Raw genomic sequence first — 22,002 nt, forward strand, 5'->3', positions numbered from 1 at the left:
CTTATTGGTCCATCTCGATTAACAGTTCTCCCGTATTGTTCCGGGAAACGATAAGATTGTTGCCATCGGGCCCGGGGCCCGAGTGGCGGAATTGCCGATACGCCTTTGCCCCCAACGAGCGGCCCAGATCCATGAACGAACGTGCCCCGAGAACGGCACGGGCAAGGCGGCTGGAGGATACAACCGCCATGCCCAGGCCATTTTCGAGCACCACCTGTCCGATGGCTTCGCCGTGGCGATCCGCTATTGTTCGAATTGTGGTCGCCACGGCCTTTTCCAAAATGATGGCCAGGGTTTCATGGTCCAGTTCTCCAAATAAAATCGGATCGCCCACCCGGCCTAGAAATGCCGGAGAAAACAATGATTTTACTTCCTTCCGGACATCGGATTCGATCTGATCGAGTGACGGGCTTTCACCGAAACCCATACTTCGTCTGAGCTTTTCGTCACGGCCTTCGGGAAGATTGGAAGTAAACGCAAAAATAAGGTTTGCACAGGAGAATATAGTCCCCGAACCCGATTCAGCCACCCCGTCATCAAGGACTTGCAGGAACTCGTCGGCAATACCTGACCTGTGTTCCGGTGGCGCGTGATCCAGGTCCATGACCTCAACAACCACTCCGAGATGTTCCTTCGCCAACTTCTCCAGGATGCCTGATTCATAGGAGCCTACGAAACCCGGACTGGAACCGTAGAGTCTGGTATTGGCCATTTCCGGGATTTTCATGCTGGCAACATTGATCGTATGCAAAGGAATCCCCAGGGCCCTGGCCAGAAGTCTTGCGCTTTCCGACTTTCCCGTACCGGTGGTTCCTTGAGCCAGATAGCAGAGCGGTCTGTATAGCTTCTGCTCGGCGGTTACCATTTCCAGAAGTCTTCCGATCATTTGCTCAAGCGCCCTGTCTTGACCCAGAATTCTTGATCTGAAAAACGCTATCAGTCCGGGGTCATCGAGTACCTTGAGAAAATGACGCTGCACATGCGGCGCCCTTTCGATTTTGGGACGATACCCCAGCCCGCCCAGGGTTTCGGTTGGCTTTTGCAGCCGTCCTAAAAAGGTCCTTAAAGAACCCGAAGTGATGGCCCGGCCCTTGGATTGTTCCGCCATGGTCCAGGATACGAGATTGGGAAGCAGTCGATGTTGCGCCGACCGGCGGTCTTTTGCCAAAACGTCAGAGATTTCTTTGGCCAGTTTTCGTTCATCGGACCGGGACAGCCCTCCATAACGTCTTGCCTCGGATTGAACGGCAAATTGCACCAGAGTCTCCACGGGAATATCGGGAATGTGTCGCACGACAGGTTCAAGAGGGTCGGATTTGCCCCCCTGGCCGCGGCCGAGGGCGGTTCGCAGCTCGTTAAACGTACCTGTAAAAAGAACGGTCCTACCCATGGACGTAAGGGATGAGAATAAGGATTGAACGTCCCGGCCCATACTGTAGGGGTTGGTCCCCATGGTGAGCCTGTCTGCCGGAACAACGATTATCCCCGGTGCCTTGTTTGCCATTTCGAGCAACAGTTGCGTTGTCAGCTGGGTTTGAACAAACCGGCCGAGACTGGAGCCTTTTTTTAAAAAAACAAAGGCCATGATGGCCAAACCAAAGTCCGTCAGCACGGAATCCGGGCTGACGATGGCCACGGAGCAGCGCGCTGCCAGCAAATCGTAATTTTCTTGCGCCCAGTCAGTCATTGTCGGAAGTCCATTGATCTCATCGGCGCCGCAGGGATAAACCGGATTTAAGTACTCCAGATGATCTTTGTAGATTTTATCCAGATCCGGCTCCAGCACAGCAATCGGGATATCGGCCTGAAGTCTTTTGGCCCTGTCGTTGAGGGTTTCCAATCTTTTCAAAAAAGCGCTTTCTCTTGACGGACCCAGCGGGGATGCCTTCCCCTGAAATTCGAACCAGATTTCACGGTTTGCGGAATCCTCAGGACGAGGGGGGTCGGCAAGCTGAAATTCTTTCGATGTCTCCAGCAGGCATTTCACGAAATTGTCACCGACCCGAATGCCATCTGGAAGGGTCACCAGCCGCACCTTTATTTCAAGCGCATTGGCCGCGGTGATTCGTCCGTTCAGTGCTTCAATGCCCGGTCCGGCATCGGGATGGTCCTGCTCGATCCGAAAAGACGATCGATCCGCGGATCGCTTAACGGCGGCGGACATGAATGTTGCCGCGAGTTTCGCCAACTGGTCGAGTGCCTCCGACGGTCCGGCGTCGCCCCAGGGCTTTTGAAGTATGGCGTCCGTGTCGATCGGCTTGGCCATCTTTTGACCTCCTGTGCTTTCAGGAATTGCGAAAGACCCGGGAGATAAGCTTGGGCCTAAAAAAATTTCTTGGTGATATCAATGGGGCGAAATTTTCCTGATGTGACATTCTTCGATTTTTTTTGATGCGATTTCACGGGCGACCATTGATCAGCCGGCGGGAAATGACGTATTCAAGTTGCGCTTATTTGCTTGTAAAAACGGATGAATACTCGCTGGGCCGACATGCCGCCAGCAGGCCGTGATGCGGATTTGAATAATTTAAGAGAAGGAGACTCGAAATGATTGTGAAAGGCTTGGATCGGATGTGTGGCGCGTGTGGAAAACCCCAGGAAGGATGAAATGTATATTAATCGAGATTACCGTCGGTTTGAAAAATTGCTATTTCCTGGTGAAGTTTTTGATCGAAATAAAACCATTTCCCCCGTTTCTTATAAAAAGGCGTCTTTGTTTTCAAAGCATATTTTCGAAAAAAGTTATTGAAATCTCTATCATTAAAATAAGATATGATCTTTAAAGGGTTTCCCATATGTATAAATGCATCGGTCAAAATTTCCTTTTTAATGCCTACAGCCATTTTCCAGGAAGTGAATAATGCATCGATTGCCTTGTCCGTACCAATTTTTCCAAGTGAATATGCGCAATGATAGCAATTTGCATCATCATCTTTTAACTTCTTGATTAGAGCGTTAACCGCATCATCAGTGCCGATGATACCTAAAGCATCAGCTGCCGCATCAACCCGGAAATCATCACGATCCTCCTCAATAATCTTTACTAGGGCATTGACTGCTACTTTCGGATCTGTTTTGCCTATGATCCTGGCTGATTTACGACGAGCTTTTGCGCCAAGTTCGACAAAACATTTTATCAATGCATTTATTTCCTTTTCGGATTCTATGTTGTGAATATTCTCGTAAAATTCACAGCTGACCAAACCTTCACTATCATCCAAAAGTTTCATAAGTGCTACGGCTGCGTTACTACAAACCTGTTCATCCCCATCTCCCAAAAATTTTATTAAGGCATCTACGGCCTTATTTGATCCTATTCTACAAAGTGCTACAGCTGCGTTACTACAAACCTTTTCATTTTTATTCCTCAATAATTTCATTAAGCCATCTTCAGACTTATTGGAGCCTATTTTCCCCAGCGCTTCAGCCGCTATCCCTCTAACCCAGTCCTCACCATTTTGTAAAAGATTGATCAGTGTTTTTTCTGATTTTTTTGAGCCTATTTTACCTAAAGCCGTAGCCGCCTCGGCTCTAATTTGATTACTATCATCTTGTAAGAGACCTATCAGTGTATCTTCCGATGTAACGGAGCCTATTTCCCCCAGGGCTTCAACTGCTGTTTCCCGAACCCAATCATCCTCATCATCCATTAATAGTTTTATTAAAACTTCCAGAGGCTTTTCTGATCCCATGCGTCCTAAAGTTCTAACTGAAACACGTCGAACTTCCGGATCACTGTCCTCCAGAAGCTTAATTAAAGCATCCAAGGCCTTATCAGAACCGATCGCACATAACGCATTTGCTGAGATCTCTCTAACAGATGGAAATGATTGATCATAAAATATCAATAAATTTCTCGCTGCGGAACTTTTTTTAGCCACAGAACCGTTGCCGATTCTTATGGCTTCAACCAAAACATCTATGGATGTGTTTGAGACAATCAGTCTCAGCACCATATCAGAACTGTACCTGTCGAATAGACTCCGCCCTTCCATTAACCCATGGATGAGCACATCCACAGCCCTGTCGAAATCTGTTTCGGGCGGCAGCTTTCTTAAATGCTTCTCCCGGTCATTTGTCGGCACTAAAGAGTCTAAAGATTTTAAAGGTGTCCCCGAATTATCTGCTGTTCCTTTTTTATTATGATTCAATATATGGCGAACAAGGGCGTGAGCAACCCTGTTAGATCCTATTTTGCTCAATGCCTCGATGGGTTCATTGAAAAGACATCGATTAAAATTAAAAAAATCCATTCCTTTTACGAGTTCATCCACAGCCCGATCTGAACCCATTCTGTACAATGCTTCGACAGCTAAACTGCTAACGCTGTTAACTGGATCCCGAAGTGCTTCACCAAGAACATCTATCGCTCCATTTGAACCTACGCAGGCCAACGCTTTGGTTAATTTTTCTCTGACATTCACATCAAAATTGATGTCGGGTTTCTTAAATTTAGAAGTTTCTATATATTTTTTTGAATCCAAATTTATTTGGGCTACTTTTAGGATTCGTTCTTTCTCATTAATTCTTTCCAGCCAACGCAAGAAATTTTTAGGGCGACCAATTCTATCTAATCTATCTAATCCAGATGGGTAGCAATCATCACCGATTTTAACCAATATATTTTCTATCGTTTTGGACATTCCCGTGTAAACTAAAATATCAATAAGATCGATAAGATCAAATTTGCATTCCAGTTCTTGGATAAGATATTTCTCTAATACTCCAATGTCATCAAAGTTATCCATTTCTTTAACACATTTAAGAGCAAGGATAGAATTGTATGCTCCGTATTCATCAATTGGCGGTTCGAGAATGGTTTTTAGAAACAAACGTATTTTTTTTCTAATCATTTTTCCTGGCGTCTTTGTTCAAAGAATGATATATCAAGCAGACCTGCAATAAACTGAAAAACCATCTCATAACGTAGATCGAATTTATGCGCATTTATCCAATTTTTAAAATCAACAGGATTGTCAGATATCTCATCTACTACATACTTTGCCACAAAATATTCATGAAAAATCTGATGAAAAAACCGGTATTCATTATTCCCGGAAGGCTCTATAATTCCGATCCCCGCGGTTAAAATTGTAATCAGCTCACGGTAGATTTTATTGGTGGCCTTGCGGCCAAGTTTATGTATTTTTTTACCGTCTATCAGTTTGTCCAGTTCTTCTCCAAGACGTTCTTCATATATTGCTGATCTATAGAAAGATTTTTCAGCCAATTTTCTGAAGAAAACATTCGCGAGTTCCATCGTCCTAGTACCGCACCATATGCGAAAATAGTGACCTTGGTCTTGTTCAGCTTTTTCTACGAGTATTTTAACGGCGCTGGCTATAAGTTGCGTTTGGGTCATCTTTTCGCGGGGAATATCGACATTATCGGTCTGCAGGACGTCTACGATTATAGATAACATAAGAGGATTATTAAAATAGTTTTTGATTCCGGTCTTCTCCTGGGATTCAAGATATCGGTCAATTTTTTTCCGTTTTTCATAATTTTTTAAATAGTTATATGTTAAGGCGTTAATGGCTTTGCCCTCAAGCGGTTGTACCACGTATTTTGCTGCGTCTTCCAAATCGAAAACTAAATGTCGGGATGTAATGATTACATTATGTAAGGAACCGATTTTAAATATTTCATCCGATTCTAACAATTCATCATACCCATCCAGCAGGAAAATAGCATTTCCCAACTGTTTATATTTTTTTAAATAATTGAGATAAACGGAAGGATGAGAAAAATCGGTAGGGCCTTTTTCTGTCTCCATGTGGTTTAAAAATGATTTTATAATGGTATCAATAAAATTGATATCTTTTTCCAGAAGGTGACCCATCTCAACGTAAACAGGAATAAGATGTTTCGCATTTTTAAATTCTTCATTGCAAAGTTGAAGAAGAAGTTTTCGAATCAAGGTGCTTTTCCCTGATCCCGCCCCACCGACAATCAATACCTTTTTGCCGTCTTTCGCGCGCCCAAACTGGCCGATGAGCGATGAAGGCAGTATTGATTGATTTTTTATTTCTTGCCGCTTTTTATCAGGTTTTTTGTTATCCTCATCACTTTTTTTAGAATTCGTTTGGCAAGGAGTTTTTGTCTCTTTTTGATCCGCCATTATTTGGAGTTTAACGTAGTTGCCCATATCAACATATCGTTCATCTCTCTTACCCAGGATGTTTTTGATTCTAACAAAATTAGAACTTAATATTTCCTGCTGTAGCATGTATTTAATATCATAAACGCTTCTGAAATCCGGTAGCTCAAACCAGTTGTTACCAAAAAGTTTTTTTAACACCTCGTCGGGTGTGTTGACCGGTATAATCTCCAGGCGGGCGTCACCTTTATCGATGGCATATTTCCCATCCGGTGTTTCATATGCTGCGATCTCTTTCACATTTCCATGCGGGATAAAGAATTTGTCAACTTTGTAAGCGGCAACGGCATATATTTTTTGCTCCAGGTCTTCGATAGGGTCGATGATAAAATCTCCGCAATCGTTTTGCGCGAGCTTGCCCGTCAAGGCAATATCCGATGGTAGCGCATTCTGGATGGGATCGAGCAGCGCATGCATCAAAAAGGCAAGGTTATACGACCCCCCCTCGATACGGTACTGAGGGCTTTCCAGATCGAGCCCGGTAATCCCGGAATTAACAGACGGATTTATCTCAAATGAAAGAAATTTTTCCGAAACAGGATAGGCTTGGCCCAGCAGTCTTTCCACACAAGAAGCAATATGGATGTTGATGTCCGTGTTCGAGCTTGTAAATTTCGTCTTCCGGTCACCGACGGTCATTTTGAAGGTTCCGGCGTCCTGCAGAGAACAATCGACGCCATGGGTAAAAAAAGCCATGGCTCCGAAGCGATCGTATGCCTCGCCCACGATAATCGGAAAGGCAATCGGTGAGAGCGGTGCTTCATATCGGGTCCGGATGTTTTCGCCGTTTATGAAATCGCGGATACTGTGCAGATGTCTTTGCCACGCCTGAATCGAGTCATAAATTTTCAATGCGAATCCACCGTTATGCGTTTAACCGAGTCGGTTGCCAGCTTCACATCCAGGTAACCATACATTTCCAGATCGTCTTTTCGCCGTTGCAACGTGCACGCTATTTCAGGGGTATCTTCAAGATTGGTGATCAGCGTGATCCTTAACTGGCGTGGGACGGATGACTCGGTGGTGCTGTGAAGAAAGATCCGGGCCGGAGCTTGTTCAACATCAAGCTCGAACTCATAGCTGCCGGTCTCGTCCAACGCCATGATGATGCCGGATTTTTTGAAATCGGACGCTGCGATCATATATCGGCGCGATGTTTCCGAAGGACACAATGCGCTTGCTTTTTGTTCAGGTTCCGAAGACCGCCGGTTTTTTTCGGCCGCCATTCGAATTCTCTTTATTGCATTTCGCGCCGCATTTTTTACCTCCATGTCATCGCAAAAAATTTGGAGTGCCGTCAGCCGTCTGACCACGCCCTCATCCCCGGTCAGGCCGAGCCCCTGCGCCACACTCTCTTTAAGCGCGTTGTTGACGATTTGATCGTACGGGCTTTTCCCGGGATCGAGAATCAGTTTGGCGGCAAGATGCGCCAATGCGATTTTTGCCTTTTCGGTACCCGTGGCGCCGAGCACCAGCGCCGTGTCCTGCTTGAGATAATAGGGGATCTCATCACCGGCTAAAATATCGACCAGAAATGCCTGCATGTCCGTTGAGGGGTCGATTCGTCCCTTTGCCTGCAAATTTGCCAGCGCCCACTGTCGAACATCGTCAAGCTCATCATCGATGCCTGCGATCATACACCCTTCCAACGCATAGTGAAGGCCGCTGCGTTCAATGCTATCTTGATACAGCCGGCCGAGCATCTCTCTGACATCCTGTCGATGAACATCTTTTGCAACGGCTTTTACGATGCGGATTAAATACTCGGCATGCGGGCCCAGTACCGGTGCTGCCGACAGCCCGTTTTCTTTTTCGACTTCAAGCACCAGCACTTTTGCTACCCAGTCTCCAATCCGCGGCAAAAAATCGAGTCCATCTTCTATGAGGTCCTCTATGATCATGGCCTTGTGCCGGATATTGCCGCTGAGAACGAAATCTTCAGGAGACATATTCATACCATCCATAGGTTTTGAGTTCATTCATGACTCCTTTTAACTATCCTGGTATCGGACCGTGATCATTGATTACCGTAATCGTTCGACGTCATGTTGCGTCAACTCAATGCGTTTAAAATAAAGTGCCTTCTCAATGCCGTTTACAATGAAGGCCGGCCCTTCATCCGTACATAATAGGTCCGCATAAGGGTGGCCGTGACAATTTTTAAAAATAAAATGATTTTTGTCGATGTCGCCGTCTTTTACATCCTGCTTTATCCGATCTGCAAAACGAGCCTTTTGTCTCCTGGCACGGGCGGTTTTTGCGCTTCCTTCCATGATAGATTCAAGCACAAATTCCCCGAATCGATACTGCTGTCCGTATTCGATCAAAAGGCATCGCAAAAATGATATCTCAACCTCAACGTCGGCTTGGTTTTCCTTGAGAAAAGCACCATCTTCAAGTAGGCATAAAATCGTAAATAGCTTAGATGAGGCTTCAGGAATCTTTGGATCAAGGCCTTCTCCATTAGCATCCGTATCGATTCCCCAAAGGTCCTTTAACCCGATAACCGATTTGTCGAAAATCTCCAGAATAAGTCTTTCATTCAAGGGCCGAAAAAAGGTTTGAAATTTGTTTTCCCACTGTACCATTTGCAACAATAAATCTTCTGTGAAATCGTCAAATTCAGTATCTATTACAGAGAGTTTGTCTTTTATTCGGATATAAAAATTTTTATCGTTTAAAATTTTTTCATTTAATATAATTACGATACGGTTCGCCTTTCTTTGCTCGCCAGAAAGCCCTGCAATTTCATCTATTTCGTTTGCGCTTAATATATCATGGACTTTTGCCATATCGATAAAAAATGATACAGATGGGAATCGAACACGGATTTTAAATTCTATTTCTTTTTTTGAATTCTTTAGTCTTTCCAATAAATCATTGGTGAAACCGTAAAATTCAGTATCTATTACCGATAGTTTGTCCTTTATTCGGATATAGCTTTTTTCATCTTCTACAATTTTTTCATTTAATATGTCTAAGATGAGTCGCTCTAAGATGAGTCGCGCCTCTCTTTGTTCACCCGAAAGATCTTTAATTTCTTCTATTAGAAATCGAACGCGGGTTCCTATTTCTTTTATATTTTTTATTTTTATCAATAAATCTTTTGTGAAATCGTCAATTTCAGTATCTTTTAATGATAGGTATACCTCTACCCAGATTTTGTTTTTCCACTCCTCTGTTTGTGGCGACAAATCTTTAGTAAAATCAAAATTTTCTGTAACAATTGCCGATAGTTCATTGTTGATAATTATTTCATTTAATATTTCTAAGATGAGTCGCGCCTTTCTTTGTTTATCCGAAAGCGTTTTAATTTCATCAATTAGAAATTGAACACGGGTTTCTAATTCTATTTCTTTTATATTTTTTATTTTTATCAATAAATCTTTTGTGAAATCGTCAAATTCAGTATTTTTTTTCGATAGATATCCTTCTGTTCGGCTATAGAATTTTAAATCTTTTAAAATTTTATTATTTAATATTTTTATGATGTTTAGCGCTTTTTTTTCTTCGCTCGGAAGCGCTTCAATAGCTTCTATTTCATCTGTGCTTAATACATCCAGTTCACTTGCCGTATCGATGAAAGCAGATACAGATACAACTTGTTCCTTGACGAATTTTATTCTGCGCCCCCTTAATCGATAGCCCATTTGATTATTAAAAACCCGAAAAAAATCGTCATTTTTATGGCTTTTCATTTCTTCGAATTTAAACCAAATAACTGTTTTTTTAGCTTCTTGAAGGCAATTAAATAAAAATTCTTGCAACGCGTCTTGCAAGAGGTCTTTCGATTTCTTTTTAAGGTTATGGTTTTCATATTCGGAATATATACTGACTATGGATTTCCATTTTTTCCAAACAAAATCTGAATTGCAAATCAGACATTGCAGCAGTTTTTCACGGTCACCGTCCTTGATGCTGCCTTCCTGAAACAAAGCGATGAGATCTGCAAGATAAAGGCTTTTACAATCTGTTCCCTGGCAAAAAATCGGTAACCATCTTTTTGGGTTATTGTAGCAAAACTGCATATTTTCTCACCTCGATGTTATTGCCTGCCCCTTTAGTATTCCCGCTTTGATTGTCCGAGTTTTAAATTTTTCGTCAGAAAATAGTACCAAAACTGTCACAAGGGCATCCATCCAACCCATTAATACCATAGAAAGAAGGCAGGACCACAATAACTCATAACAGCATTGGAGCTACCCATGAGAAGCCTACAACCAAATTCTATTGCCGCGGCGCCAACCGGACCCATTCGTTTCCTTAATATTCGGATAGGCAAAAAAAGTACAATAAAAGAGCGGACGGTTACAAGGGTTAAAAACATTAAAAAGGGGCAACGCATGAGAACCGGAAAGAAAGCATTCATTCATAAGCCAAATCAACGCCTCAGACTTTATCGAAAAAAAGCAGCTCGTCTCGCTATCGGTTTTTTGATGGCCCTGTCATCGGTTGCCCTATGGTCTTTTGATATCGTCATGGCGGATGACATTGCGTCTCAATCGCTTGATGGAATCTGTTATTCGCCTTTCCGGGATGGAGATAGCCCCAACTGGGGCACCTTTCCGAGTCTTGACGAAATTGAAGAGGATCTGTCCATGCTTTCCGGATTGACCGCCAGAATTCGGACCTATGGCAATGACGATGTACTGTTTGAAATTCCCGAGCTCTGCGATGCAAAAGGCCTCGATGCCTACGTCGGTGCTTGGATTTCCAGTGATGCCGCGGCGAATGATCAGAACATTTCCCGGCTGATTCAGATTGCCGACCAGGGCTACCAAACCACAGTGGGTCTGATCGTTGGCAGCGAGGTCTTGCTGCGCGGGGATGCAACCGAAGCCGAACTGCTGGCTTATATGGCAACGGTTAAGGCGGCAACCGGACTTCCCGTATCGACGGCCGGGACCTATGGCAACTATTTAAGCCATGAAGCGATTGCAGAGGCCGTGGATTTCATCCTTGTCCACATCCATCCTTATTGGGACGGCATTTCGGTTGAATCCGCAGCCCAATATGTCATTGACCGGTGCCTCCAGATTCAGGATGCCTATCCGGGGAAAGAGGTCATTATCGGGGAGACAGGCTGGCCGACCGACGGAGACACCGTCGGCGAAGCCGTACCAAGCGAAGTTAATCAAAAAAGATTTTTAGACGAATTTATTCGTCTGGCTAGTGATTACCAGATAACCTATTTTATCTTTGAATCGTACGACGAAGGCTGGAAAATAGAAGACGAGGGAACCGTCGGTGGATCCTGGGGTCTATTTTATTCAGATCGAACGCCTAAACCGGCCTTGGATGAATATTGGGAGGGCAACGATACCGGCAACGGCAGTTCATCGCAAAGTAACGAAAGCGGTGGTGGTGGTGGTGGTGGTGGATGTTTTATCACCTCCGCCACATCTCGGCGGAATCTAATAAATAAAGAAGCTATCACAATTTATCTGGAATCCGTTTACACTTATAAACCGGGCTCAGGTTACGCACTTGCGGATAAACTCACCAATCTTGTTTATCGCCTCAGAGGCTTCAGGCAAAAAGGGTGCAAAACCTTGAAACACATGTGGCATTCCGTCCCATATTTCAATTTCTACATCGCACCCCTGCCCGGCAGCATGCTTGGCCAGCCGGGTTGAATCATCCAGTAAAACTTCAAAATCACCGACCTGCAACAATAGCGGAGGCATCCCGGCATAATTACCGAACAGGGGCGATGCGTACGGATTTGTGGGTTCCGTATTCTTACCCAGGTAAACAGGGATGAGTGCGGGCAGGATGGCCGGATTAATGATCGGGTCTACGGAAGCCCGGGTAACCAGCGAAGGACTTCTACCGGTAAAATCAGTTGCCGGGGAAATGGCAACAACGGCTGTCGGTAGAGGTAGCGATAAATCTTTGATTTTTAGAAGGCTGGCCAAAGCCAAATTGCCCCCTGCGGAGTCCCCCATCAAAAACGCCGTCAAAGCAGGCGATTTTTTATCCGGGCCGTTTTCACGCATCCACTGATATGCCTGAATGCAATCATCCAACCCGGATGGGAACGGATGCTCAGGGGCCAGACGATAATCGACGGAAAGGACCACGGCCCCTGTTGCTTGGGAAATGCGTGACAGAAGGGCCCGGTAAGCGGAAAGAGAACCAGAGATCCAAGAACCTCCATGAAGATAGAGGATTCGCCGATTGGGATCGGCACCGTCCGCAATAACCCATTCCATTGAAATATGAGCTGCTTTTACCGGATGCCACTGCCCATGTATTTCCGAGGTTGACGGGTGGACTCGAAAATACTGATCAATCAACCTGCGTCTTGCATCAAGGTCATGGATTAATTCGAAGGCTCGAACCGATATTAACCGCAGGTGGTCGATTACTTTTTCTGCAGGATTGTTCAAGATATCTCCTTTTGACGGGGTTTGTCATCCCGGGTCTGGCTTACGCTTATCATGGGCCATTCATCCGCTTTAAATCACATATACCATATGCTCATCAAATGCTAACAAAAGCCCTCTATATATCCTCAATTCGAATAAGCCCAAACACCGCAGGACCGGGGGGACGAAAAACCAAGAGTCTTAAAAAAAAGATAGCCATGTTGCCGAAGCGATAATGTAAAAGATGCCGAAAATGTTCAGGAACACGTCCGCCAAAATCCAATCTGTCGCCAGCAGTCTTAAAAGCTTTAGTTTTCTTGTTTCAGCGGCGCTCATTTTTTTTACGGCTATAATTATCATTTCCATCAGCCGGATGGATTACACCAAGTACTCAAAAGGTATGGGCGGGGCCACTATTACCTATGAAAAATGCAGGATTTTATCGATTCTTGACGAATCCCTTAAAAAGAGCACCTATTCCAGCAACATTATGGTGGGGAATCAGAAACTCGAGATCAAAATGCTCACAGGGAAGCACAAGGGAGAGACGCTGACCGCAAGCAATTATTTGAGCACCTACAACAGTGTCGTTGCCCAAAAAGGCCAAAAGCTCACCGTCATTGTTGATGAACTGGATTCCGGCAAGTTTAAGATCCGTGTCTATAACTATGACAGAGCCCCATATATTTATCTATTCGCACTTGTCTTTCTGTTAACGATGGTTGTTGTCAGTGGAAAAAAGGGGCTGATGTCGTGCTTGAGCCTGATTTACACCTTCGTTTGCATTCTGCTCATATTTTTGCCGCTCATCATGCGGGGATATTCTCCGGTATGGGTGGCTATCGGGCTGGTGATCCTTGTGACCTCCGCGAACATGATCTTTCTCAACGGCATCAGCAAGAAAACCTTTTGCGCCATTATGGGAACCGCCAGCGGCGTCATCCTTTCCGGGATTATTCTGCTTATCTTCAGCAAGTTGGTGCATGTTTCGGGCTTCAACCTGGAAGAGGCCGAAAGCCTGCTGTTTATCCGGCAGAAAACAGGCTTGGGGGTTGAAAATATTCTGTTTGCAGGCATTCTGATCGCTTCTATGGGAGCCGTCATGGATACGGCGCTCTCCATCGTTTCGGCCATCAACGAACTGCATGCCAATATGCCCGATTTCGGTGCCATGAAGCTTTTCAAGGCGGGGATGAATGTCGGCAAGGACATGATCGGCACCATGTCCAATACACTGATATTAGCCTTTGCGGGCGCAGCCTTGTCAACTATCATTGTCCTTCATTTTTATTCTGTTCAATACAACCATCTTATCAATTCAAATTTTGTTGCCATTGAGATCGCACAGGCGTTGTCCGGAAGTATGGCCGTGGTTCTGACGATCCCTCTGACGGCGGCCATAACGGCCAGAATCTTAGAAAAACACAGTGCTTGCAGCACAGGCGGCTGCGTGTAGACCCGTTTCAATATGCAGACGCATACTGAAGTGACATCAACAAAAAGAAAAAGGGGAGAAACAAATGAACAAAAAACTGATGGGAGTTGGACTGCTCTTATTCGCCGTCCTTGTACTGAGTATTCCCGGTGCCGTTGTCGCTTCGGATGACGAGTATGAGGCCTACAACCTTACAATCCAGCCAGGAAGCAATGAAACTGAACTGAACTTTACCTGGTTTACCGCCACACCGACCGATATTCCTCAGCTCGTAGTTTGCAATGAAGGCGGGCTGAAAGGAGGAAAATGCACGAATCCCGCTAACTATTATAAGGGCGCGCTAAAAAATGGGAACCACTCTAAATGTATGAATTATTATCAAGGCGAATATGAGATCGTCGTTGTGGAAGAAAGCGGTCCTGGGGAGCCTGGCGGTTCTTCCTCGGATACTGATGACACTGAAGAAGATGACACCGAAATCTATGCCTGTAAAGTCACTATGACGAATGTGAAGAATAACACCAAATATACCTATGTCGTGGGTAATGGCGAGATTTTCAGCGACATCCCAATACTGTTCGGCACAGTCATTGATAAGAGTATTGAGCAATAACTTTGGCGATATTCACATCAAATATTTCTAACAAATTATTTTTTACTGCTAATAACCAGTGAAGACCAATTTTATAAAACTGTTTTAATTTTTCTCCAAGAAGAGTTACTAACCCGCAAACATATGGTCTTTTTGCATTTGAATTGGAGCATGAAGATGAAGTTAGCAAGGTTTCGTTCTTATTATTTTCTTCAGATTCATGCTCATCTTTTTCATTTTCTCTGCTTATTATTTCCGTATCTTGTTTGAATGATAATAACAATAGATAAGCAATCATATACAAGTAGAATTGTATCTGTACGCCATGAGGAGATTGGCTCATTAAGTGAATTCCCTTGAAGGTTCTTTTTATGAAGCGAAAAAAAAGTTCCACTTGCCACCTGTAAGCGTAAAGCATTATAATTTCGTAAGTTGTCAAATCATTTCTGTTTGTGATCAAAATGTAGTTTTCGCCCATAGCCGTAAAGCTAACAATACGATAACTTGCTTTGTTTTCATCGCTATTGAATATTATATTTGAATCTGTGATGTCACTGAAAAATTTCAAGAATGTATCCGGTACGGTGGCAGTGAGACACTCTTTTACAGTGTACGTCATATTCGACTTTCCGCGAATAATAAAAAATGCATTGCTGTCGGATATCTGCTTGAACAGATTGAAAGCGATATAGCCTCGATCACAGACATATGTAATGCCTTCGCGAAGAATTTGCTTAACAAATTCTTTTTCGGAAAAGTTACCTTCCGTACTGATAAATTCGGTTGGAATCATTCGGTTGAGTTCAAAAGATAAATGCATTTTGATCGCATTAGCGGTTTTCTTGTAACAAGCCCATGCCATATTGGAAATGGCCGGAAAAAGCGAACCATCTACAATTAGCATTTTTCCAAGATGACTGATTTCCGGAATTTTATGCAAATCCAATTCTTTTACCAACTGATGGAATATATCTTTAAATATTTCTGGGGGATAACGATTAAACGCTTCATTATACATAGACTTCGATGCGACGACCAATCCTAATGCCTTAGCAGTTGGTGATGTTTTGATCTCAGTGACGATTTGTCCAACGCTTTTAATTCTGGTTATTATTCCAAAAAGCAAATTTGTGGTGAACGATGATAATGAAAGCTTGTAAGTGTCCAAATCATTATGGAGACTATTTTGAGTAACCTCAATCAATGGTAGCACCGGTGATAGAATTGTTTGAAAAACATTTTTGTCGATGTGTTCGCTCATGGAGACCTCCTGGTTAATTAATTGTACCCACCATGATTAAAACACAAAGCGATCTTTTTGTCCAGCGCTATTTTTTATTTTAATAACAAGATGTTACGGCAATATGTATGCCGAACGGTATTGGCGACATCCACAAACTCAACACTCAAAACAAAAACAATTACAATTTTATCTTTGTGGGCGACCCCCAGATCGGCGCCAGCAGAGACGAGGAGAGTGACACTGCGGGTTGGGTGGAAACGGTAACGGCAGCCCTGACCAACTTTGAAAACACCAGCTTCATTTTAAGCGCCGGCGACCAGGTGGAAAGTTCCACTTCGGATTCTCAGTACGACGGGTTTTTCAGCCCGGAAGAGCTCACTTCGGTCCCCTTTGCCCCTGCCATCGGCAACCATGACACGAGCGAGCTCTACGCATATCATTTCAACGTTTCCAACGAGATCGTTCCCGACGGTTCAACAGACCCCTTAGGTTATACCAACGGCGGCGGCGACTACTGGTTTACTTACGGCGACACTCTGTTTATGGTGTTGAATACCAATAACAGCAGCGCCCTGTCGCACGACGAGTTCATGGCACAAGCCATTGAAGCCAATCCCACGGCAAAATGGAGAGTGGTGGTCTTCCATCATTCGATTTACAGTTCAGCCCGTCATGTTGACGATGTGAATGACCTCAGGACGAGCATGTACCCTGTCATCGATCAATATGATATCGATGTCGTTCTGTCAGGGCATGACCATTTCTATGCCCGAAGCTATCAACTCTCTGGCGGTGATGTTTTGGACAAAGCGTGCTATACATCCACAGGAAGGGATGGTCAGGAACAAACGACATGTGTGGATCTGATCGGAGAGGTGGCCGAGGAGGATCTGCAGTATATCGGGGAGGGAAAAGTGCTGAATCCGGAAGGAACCGTGTACTTTACCGCCAACTCCGCCAGCGGCAGCAAATACTACGACTTCACTTATATTGAAGGCTATACCAATCTTTATCTGGCTGCCTACGAGCAGCTGGAAACCCCAACCTATCTCAACGTTGAAGTTAACCGATCTACCCTTACCGTTTCTGCCTATCGCGTAGATACCGGTGAAAGGGTTGATACCTACTCGATCATTAAGACAGATGACTTCAACAGAGGCCATCATCATCAAGGGCGGTCATCATTAGCCAAACAATAATTTATCTTTTTTGCGTCCACCCTGCGACTGGTTGCAGTGGGGTGGACGCCCCCCCTTTTTTACCGTTACCCGCCTTGATACAACTATTTCGCGCCCAAAACCAACTGTTGGGAATTCCCTGTCGATGCGAATTACGCCAATGATGCGGACTCCGGAACAATCGCCAGCGCGTCGCGGATATGCCGGATAAAAATATCGATAATCGCCGCATTTTTCCCAAGCCCCTGTGTTTCCACACTGACCGCTATACCGGCCGCTTCAAAAGCACTTCTCCAAGAGTCCTCATCACCGGCGATATCCTCCTGCAGGTGCACGCCGGCCACCAGCATCAACGGCAACAGATGAACCCGCTTGGCACCGCAGCGCAGCACGGCGGCAACGGTTGTGTCCATATCCGCCTCGCCTTCGATGGTGGCCACATGAACATTGCTTCCGGAAGAGCTGAGAATTTGTCCCAGGGCCGGGTAAGCTGTCCAGGCCGGGTGATCCGTACCATGGCCAATCAGCACGGTTGCCGTACCATTGCCGGCGGCTACGCCACCAAGGATCGCGGTCGCCGTTCGCTGGTAATCTTCCGGCGACGTCAGCAACGGCAATCCCATGCTGGTGCGAACCCCGCATTGGCGAACGTCATCCACCAGCCGGTAAAACTCATGGCCGCTGATCAGGTGCAGGGACTGCACCACGGCCCACGGATTCCCCTGTTCGGCCAGGGCATCCAGGACCTGCTGGGGATTCTTCATGTTGGCCCGATGACGCTGTTTCATGTGCGCCCGTACCATCCGCGACGTATAAGCCCATTTGACCGGATGGCCCGGGAATGCCGCCTTCACGGCCGTGTCGATAAAACTGTAGGTCTCCATGGCCCGGGAGGTGGTGCCGAATGCGGCCATTACAATGGGGGTGTTTTCATTCATGCATAGACTCCGTCACGTTCAGGGGTTGATGTTGATTATGCGGTCAACAGCTGACAGATTAGGATCGGGGATGAAATTAATTGGACGTAATTGCGCCGGGCTTGTGTTCGTCTTCAAGGCGCATCAACGGTTGCATACCGGGAGTATGTGGCCGTTGATGCAACGCGGAAGACGGACGCAAGAACAAGCAATTTTGTTCAATTAATAGAATTCCCGATCTTTAGTTTGCTTGAAGTTGCGGAGCACGGGCAACACCGGTGAAGACCGCATTCAGGGCCATGGCCAGGGCGTTGGGAATTTTCTCATCGGCAATAAAGGTGATCAGTGCGTCCACCGGCTGACCGGCGATGCGCCCGGCCATATCCAGGCACCAGTCCCGGTATGCTTTAAGATCGGCAACCATTTCCCTTTCCGCCCCATCACTGATGGCCAAGGCCGCCTCGAGAAAACCGGCGACCATTGGATCCAGCAACGCCTGCTCCACGCGTCCGGCAAAGGCCCGGTCTTCGTCGATACAGTCGCACTCGGCCTTGCCGACCAGTTGCAAAACGCTCAAGTGGCGGTCAACCAACCGCTGGAAAATGTTGCGCCGGCCGACAATTCCGTTTTGTTTGAATATCGCCTCACGCACGCCGGCGTAAGCGGTCCGGGCAATCAACTCGCCCATCTTGCAATGCCCGCCGGCATTGTCCACAGCCGCACCATCGCCTTGGACGACGATGATGTTGTCCGTCCCCGTGCCGGTGGCCGCCGCTGTCAGTGGCAGATAACTGCTGCGGATGTCCAGGTCCTGCAACGCAGCAGTCTTGCCCTCGGTAGCCGATATGATCGCCCGGGTCATGGCCCGTGATGTCAGACGCCGGTTGGTGAGAACGATCATGTTGATGGTGCCCGGCTCGTAGTAGTTGCCCACATCCCGGGACATGCGCAAGGCATTGCCGCGCACGCCGGCGGTCACCAGGGCATAAACGGTCATCTCCCGATAAGTCTCTTTTTGGATCGACAGATTGTCCATGTCGGCACCGGTGAAGAGAAACGACGTGCTGGCCTTTTCCCTGTCGATCACCGGGTAAAGCTCCTGGTGCAGCCCCTCCAGTCCGGTCATGGGGGTCAGGGCCCAGCAAGGCGGTGGGGTGTAGTGGTTGCCCACGGTCAGAATTCCATCCCGCTCTCCCTCCAGCGTCGAAACAATGCGCCGGGGGCTTTTGAAATCGATGATTAGGCTTTTGTTGGGAAAGTCGTGGATGGCGTCGATGGCCACAACGGCCGACGCCACGCAATTAAGGTCAATGGCCACCGGCCGGCGATCGAGCACCTGACGGGGCAGGACCTCATGGTTGGCATCGGCGAACTCCTCCGAATAGATCAGCGAGGCCAGCCAGGCAACGAAATCGCCAAGATGAACGCCGGCCCGGCAGGTCAGCGCACAGGGAAATCCGTGGATCCGATGTTGCCGAACCGCATCCACCTGGTTCCAGCCTTCCTGCTCGAAAATCGGGTCATCGGCCTTCAAATCCCAGCCACAGCCGTAAAGCACCTGGGGGTTGAAATCGGTCCACTGTTCACGGGAGACCGGTACGACACCGCCGGCCTGGCCGAAGTCCGGGGCAATCCCGCCGGCGGCGCGGATCATCTCGTTCTGGAACGAATCGTTCCCCGGCGTCATGATCGGCCCGCCACCCATCAGGCGCATCACCCGCTTGCGCCGGTCAGGCGGGATACCGGCCACTTTCCGTGCGATCAGGTCCAGCTGACGGCGGTTTTTCTCAACCAGCGCCCCTGCTTCCGCCTTTCGGCCCAGGATGTCACCCATCAGCCGGATATGTCGAAAGGCATCCGCCATCTTGCGGATATTCAGCACCAGCACCGGGATGCCGTTATCCGGTGCGCCAATCCGTTTGGCATTCAGGGACGAGGCGATGATCAGATCGGGCTTCAAGGCCATGATCCGCTGCCGTGACGGAGAGAAAAACCCACCCACGACAGGCTTGTCGGCAGCACCGCGAAGCGCGCTGCTGTGATGGGTGATCCCGGCCACCCGCGCTCCACCACCGATGGCGAAAATGATCTCCGTTGCCGAGGGTACCAGGGAGACGATCCTTTGGGGAGCCTTATCCAAATGGATGACGTTGCCGGCATCATCGGTCAAATCGATCGGGTTCGCCCACGCCGACGTATTCAGAAAAAGCCAGCCGATCAGGGCCAGCAGCAACAGTCGCTTACCATACCGTCCAATTTTCATCCCATGCATCTCCACATACTTCTATTGCAAAGCATTCCATTCGCCGACCGGAAGAAGACAACGCCCCATTACTCTTCCATCACCCCTCACCATTCACTGCTCACCATCCGGCACATACACCATCGAGCCATCCTCCAGGCGGTAGGCCACGCCCAGACGGTTGCCCCTGCCTTTGGCCGCCTCGCGCGTCACCCGGGTGGCCTTGATGGTCGTGCCCTTTTTGGTGATGATCTCCATCTCACCCGAGGCTTTCTGTTTCATGATGGTCATCTCCGACGTCTGGTCGAAAAGATCCTGGAGGCGGTAGGCGCTAAACAGGGTCAACAGCAGTCCCACAATGAAAACCAGGCCGATGTCGAACAGGTTGGCCACTCCGGTCATGGGATCGTCATCGCGGAACGCCGCGTCGCCGAAGGCCCGGCCCCGGTTAGTGGTTCGCCGCGGTTTTAAGTATCTCATATTCACCCCGTTTCTCGTCCGGCATCAGCATGTCGGTGGCCAGTTCCATGTTTTTGATATCTTCCTCGATCCAGCGTCGCCGGACCGTGTAAAGAAAAAAGGCTATGGTTCCGATGGCCAGCCCCACCACGGTGGTGGTGAAAGCGATCACCAGATCCGTGGTCAGCCGGGTCATGTCACCCTGCCCCAATGCCGCCAGCCCGGTTCCCATGGGAATCAGCGTTCCGATCAACCCCAGGGAGGGGGCCGCCCGCACCAGGATCCGCAACCGGTCCATGGATTTCCAGAGTCTCAGGCTCGTCTCTTGTAGCAGATTCTCGACACTGACCTCAACATCGCCGTCCTGGCGTCGGATCTGCTGCAGGGCGCGGACATAACGATTCACCCGGTGGCTCACCGACGTTGACGGCTGCCCGCTTTTGAGCAGCTGTGGAAGCGACTGCGGAGCGCAGGGTTTCAGGCGTATCCGCTCCAGCCACTCGGCAAAAAACGATCCGCCATAAACGATGATCACCAGGGTCAAGCCCACCAGCAGCAACAGCACGGGATAAAGCAAGCTGGAGGAGATCAGATAGATAAAGGTCTTGAGCATTGCGCCCAGATCAATCATGGCGTACTCCTTGTCTTTCGGGTGGTAAAAAGAAAACCGGCTGCAAAAGCGGCCGCAGTGCAAATGGCAAGACTCACCGTTTGGAAGATCTCCCGGGGAGGCCGGCCGGCATCGTAGCTGGCCATGCGATACACCTTGTCCAGGTCGGCAAACTGGGGCATGACCGTTACCGAAACGATAAAGTAGAGTGACAGCAGAAGCATGACGCCACCCAGAAACATATCGGGGGACATGCCGGACAGACGGCCATAGCGGCGAACCACGCCGGAGGTGGCCAGGCTGATCATCATGAAGACGAGATAGAGCAACACGTTCAACGCCAACGGATGGTCCGGAAAGCAGGCCATCAGGAATCCGCTGGAAAGCAAAATTACCGTGATGCACACCGGGCAGGGCAGTACCAGTATCAGCCATCCATGGCTCGATGAATGCGATGGGTCGCCATGTATGAGCAAAGCGATGCCCCAGCCCATCATCAGGCCGGCCATGATCAGATGAACGATCATTCCGGACTGAATAAATGCCTGAACGGCCGGCAGGTGGCTGACCGGATCCAGGCGGGGCAGAATCATTGCCGCCGCGCCGAAAACCAGGGCATAGCTGAGCGCAAACAGCGTGATGCCACGAACAACGAGGGCTTTCCTCTTTTGTCCCCACACCACATAGGCGATGCCCACGCCGCTTTTAACGGCAAAAATGCCGATACTGAAAAGGACGCCAAGAATCAGACTTTTATAAAGCATAAGGCCTCACGTTGATCTTTAGCATTCAAGA

General features: G+C 47.5%; 15 protein-coding genes and 1 pseudogene. 4 read left to right on the top strand and 12 right to left on the bottom strand.

Annotated features, from left to right (window positions below; all coding sequences use genetic code 11):
* Position 1 precedes the first annotated feature (1 nt).
* The 5 genes from GN112_RS05310 to GN112_RS05330 all read right to left on the bottom strand — a co-directional run bounded on the left by GN112_RS05310 (position 2) and on the right by GN112_RS05330 (position 10,188).
* Positions 2–2,266, bottom strand: coding sequence for an AAA family ATPase (locus GN112_RS05310; protein WP_155309279.1), 2,265 nt, complete (start codon positions 2,264–2,266; stop codon positions 2–4).
* 349 nt (positions 2,267–2,615) lie between these two features.
* On the bottom strand, positions 2,616–4,853 hold the full coding sequence (locus GN112_RS05315; RefSeq protein WP_155309280.1) for a HEAT repeat domain-containing protein: 2,238 nt from the start codon (positions 4,851–4,853) through the stop codon (positions 2,616–2,618).
* On the bottom strand, positions 4,850–7,012 hold the full coding sequence (locus tag GN112_RS05320; RefSeq protein WP_155309281.1) for an NACHT domain-containing protein: 2,163 nt from the start codon (positions 7,010–7,012) through the stop codon (positions 4,850–4,852). Before GN112_RS05320 ends, GN112_RS05315 begins: the two co-directional genes overlap by 4 nt.
* Entirely contained in the window at positions 7,009–8,139 is a 1,131-nt protein-coding gene (locus GN112_RS05325; protein ID WP_155309282.1) for a hypothetical protein, read from the bottom strand. Before GN112_RS05325 ends, GN112_RS05320 begins: the two co-directional genes overlap by 4 nt.
* A gap of 45 nt (positions 8,140–8,184) precedes the next feature.
* Positions 8,185–10,188, bottom strand: coding sequence for a hypothetical protein (locus GN112_RS05330; RefSeq protein ID WP_155309283.1), 2,004 nt, complete (start codon positions 10,186–10,188; stop codon positions 8,185–8,187).
* 828 nt (positions 10,189–11,016) lie between these two features.
* Between GN112_RS05330 and GN112_RS34200 the strand changes: the two are divergent.
* A pseudogene (locus tag GN112_RS34200) lies at positions 11,017–11,448 on the top strand (glycosyl hydrolase family 17 protein); the annotation flags it as partial.
* A gap of 186 nt (positions 11,449–11,634) precedes the next feature.
* On the opposite strand, the gene GN112_RS34205 reads toward GN112_RS34200, so the two are convergent.
* Positions 11,635–12,552, bottom strand: a complete 918-nt coding sequence (locus GN112_RS34205; protein WP_155309285.1) for an alpha/beta hydrolase — start codon at positions 12,550–12,552, stop codon at positions 11,635–11,637.
* A gap of 232 nt (positions 12,553–12,784) precedes the next feature.
* Between GN112_RS34205 and GN112_RS05345 the strand changes: the two genes are divergently transcribed.
* A complete protein-coding gene (locus tag GN112_RS05345) occupies positions 12,785–13,987 on the top strand; it encodes a YibE/F family protein (RefSeq protein WP_162458791.1) in 1,203 nt (400 codons plus the stop codon).
* Between the two features lie 64 nt (positions 13,988–14,051).
* A complete protein-coding gene (locus tag GN112_RS05350) occupies positions 14,052–14,579 on the top strand; it encodes a hypothetical protein (protein ID WP_155309287.1) in 528 nt (175 codons plus the stop codon).
* Here GN112_RS05350 and GN112_RS05355 read toward each other — a convergent pair.
* Positions 14,554–15,819: an IS4 family transposase gene (locus tag GN112_RS05355; RefSeq protein ID WP_155309288.1), complete on the bottom strand. Its 1,266-nt coding sequence runs from the start codon at positions 15,817–15,819 to the stop codon at positions 14,554–14,556. The two genes, GN112_RS05350 and GN112_RS05355, sit on opposite strands and share 26 nt — an antisense overlap.
* A gap of 107 nt (positions 15,820–15,926) precedes the next feature.
* Between GN112_RS05355 and GN112_RS05360 the strand changes: the two genes are divergently transcribed.
* Positions 15,927–17,000, top strand: a complete 1,074-nt coding sequence (locus GN112_RS05360; RefSeq protein WP_155309289.1) for a metallophosphoesterase family protein — start codon at positions 15,927–15,929, stop codon at positions 16,998–17,000.
* Positions 17,001–17,131: 131 nt separating this feature from the next.
* Here GN112_RS05360 and GN112_RS05365 read toward each other — a convergent pair whose 3' ends face one another.
* The 5 genes from GN112_RS05365 to GN112_RS05385 form a co-directional block, all read right to left on the bottom strand.
* Positions 17,132–17,917, bottom strand: a complete 786-nt coding sequence (locus tag GN112_RS05365) for a sirohydrochlorin cobaltochelatase (protein ID WP_155309290.1) — start codon at positions 17,915–17,917, stop codon at positions 17,132–17,134.
* A gap of 220 nt (positions 17,918–18,137) precedes the next feature.
* Complete coding sequence (locus GN112_RS05370; protein ID WP_162458792.1) at positions 18,138–20,159, bottom strand: helical backbone metal receptor; 2,022 nt, start codon at positions 20,157–20,159, stop codon at positions 18,138–18,140.
* Positions 20,160–20,252: 93 nt separating this feature from the next.
* A complete protein-coding gene (locus tag GN112_RS05375; protein ID WP_155309292.1) occupies positions 20,253–20,618 on the bottom strand; it encodes a DUF2149 domain-containing protein in 366 nt (121 codons plus the stop codon).
* Complete coding sequence (locus GN112_RS05380) at positions 20,587–21,228, bottom strand: MotA/TolQ/ExbB proton channel family protein (RefSeq protein ID WP_231716940.1); 642 nt, start codon at positions 21,226–21,228, stop codon at positions 20,587–20,589. The genes GN112_RS05375 and GN112_RS05380 overlap by 32 nt, the downstream gene beginning before the upstream one ends.
* The gene (locus GN112_RS05385; RefSeq protein WP_155309293.1) at positions 21,225–21,971 is read right to left on the bottom strand and encodes a DUF2162 domain-containing protein; all 747 of its coding nucleotides are present in this window, start codon (positions 21,969–21,971) and stop codon (positions 21,225–21,227) included. Before GN112_RS05385 ends, GN112_RS05380 begins: the two co-directional genes overlap by 4 nt.
* Positions 21,972–22,002: the final 31 nt, after the last annotated feature.

Source organism: Desulfosarcina ovata subsp. ovata (assembly GCF_009689005.1).
GTDB classification, from domain to species: domain Bacteria; phylum Desulfobacterota; class Desulfobacteria; order Desulfobacterales; family Desulfosarcinaceae; genus Desulfosarcina; species Desulfosarcina ovata.

Coding starts and splice junctions, on each gene's coding strand:
- GN112_RS05310 (WP_155309279.1), bottom strand. CDS start 2,266: ATGGCCAAGCCGATCGACACGGACGCCATACTTCAAAAGCCCTGGGGC.
- GN112_RS05315 (WP_155309280.1), bottom strand. CDS start 4,853: ATGATTAGAAAAAAAATACGTTTGTTTCTAAAAACCATTCTCGAACCG.
- GN112_RS05325 (WP_155309282.1), bottom strand. CDS start 8,139: ATGAACTCAAAACCTATGGATGGTATGAATATGTCTCCTGAAGATTTC.
- GN112_RS05330 (WP_155309283.1), bottom strand. CDS start 10,188: ATGCAGTTTTGCTACAATAACCCAAAAAGATGGTTACCGATTTTTTGC.
- GN112_RS05345 (WP_162458791.1), top strand. CDS start 12,785: ATGTTCAGGAACACGTCCGCCAAAATCCAATCTGTCGCCAGCAGTCTT.
- GN112_RS05350 (WP_155309287.1), top strand. CDS start 14,052: ATGAACAAAAAACTGATGGGAGTTGGACTGCTCTTATTCGCCGTCCTT.
- GN112_RS05355 (WP_155309288.1), bottom strand. CDS start 15,819: ATGAGCGAACACATCGACAAAAATGTTTTTCAAACAATTCTATCACCG.
- GN112_RS05360 (WP_155309289.1), top strand. CDS start 15,927: ATGCCGAACGGTATTGGCGACATCCACAAACTCAACACTCAAAACAAA.
- GN112_RS05365 (WP_155309290.1), bottom strand. CDS start 17,917: ATGAATGAAAACACCCCCATTGTAATGGCCGCATTCGGCACCACCTCC.
- GN112_RS05370 (WP_162458792.1), bottom strand. CDS start 20,159: ATGAAAATTGGACGGTATGGTAAGCGACTGTTGCTGCTGGCCCTGATC.
- GN112_RS05375 (WP_155309292.1), bottom strand. CDS start 20,618: ATGAGATACTTAAAACCGCGGCGAACCACTAACCGGGGCCGGGCCTTC.
- GN112_RS05380 (WP_231716940.1), bottom strand. CDS start 21,228: ATGATTGATCTGGGCGCAATGCTCAAGACCTTTATCTATCTGATCTCC.
- GN112_RS05385 (WP_155309293.1), bottom strand. CDS start 21,971: ATGCTTTATAAAAGTCTGATTCTTGGCGTCCTTTTCAGTATCGGCATT.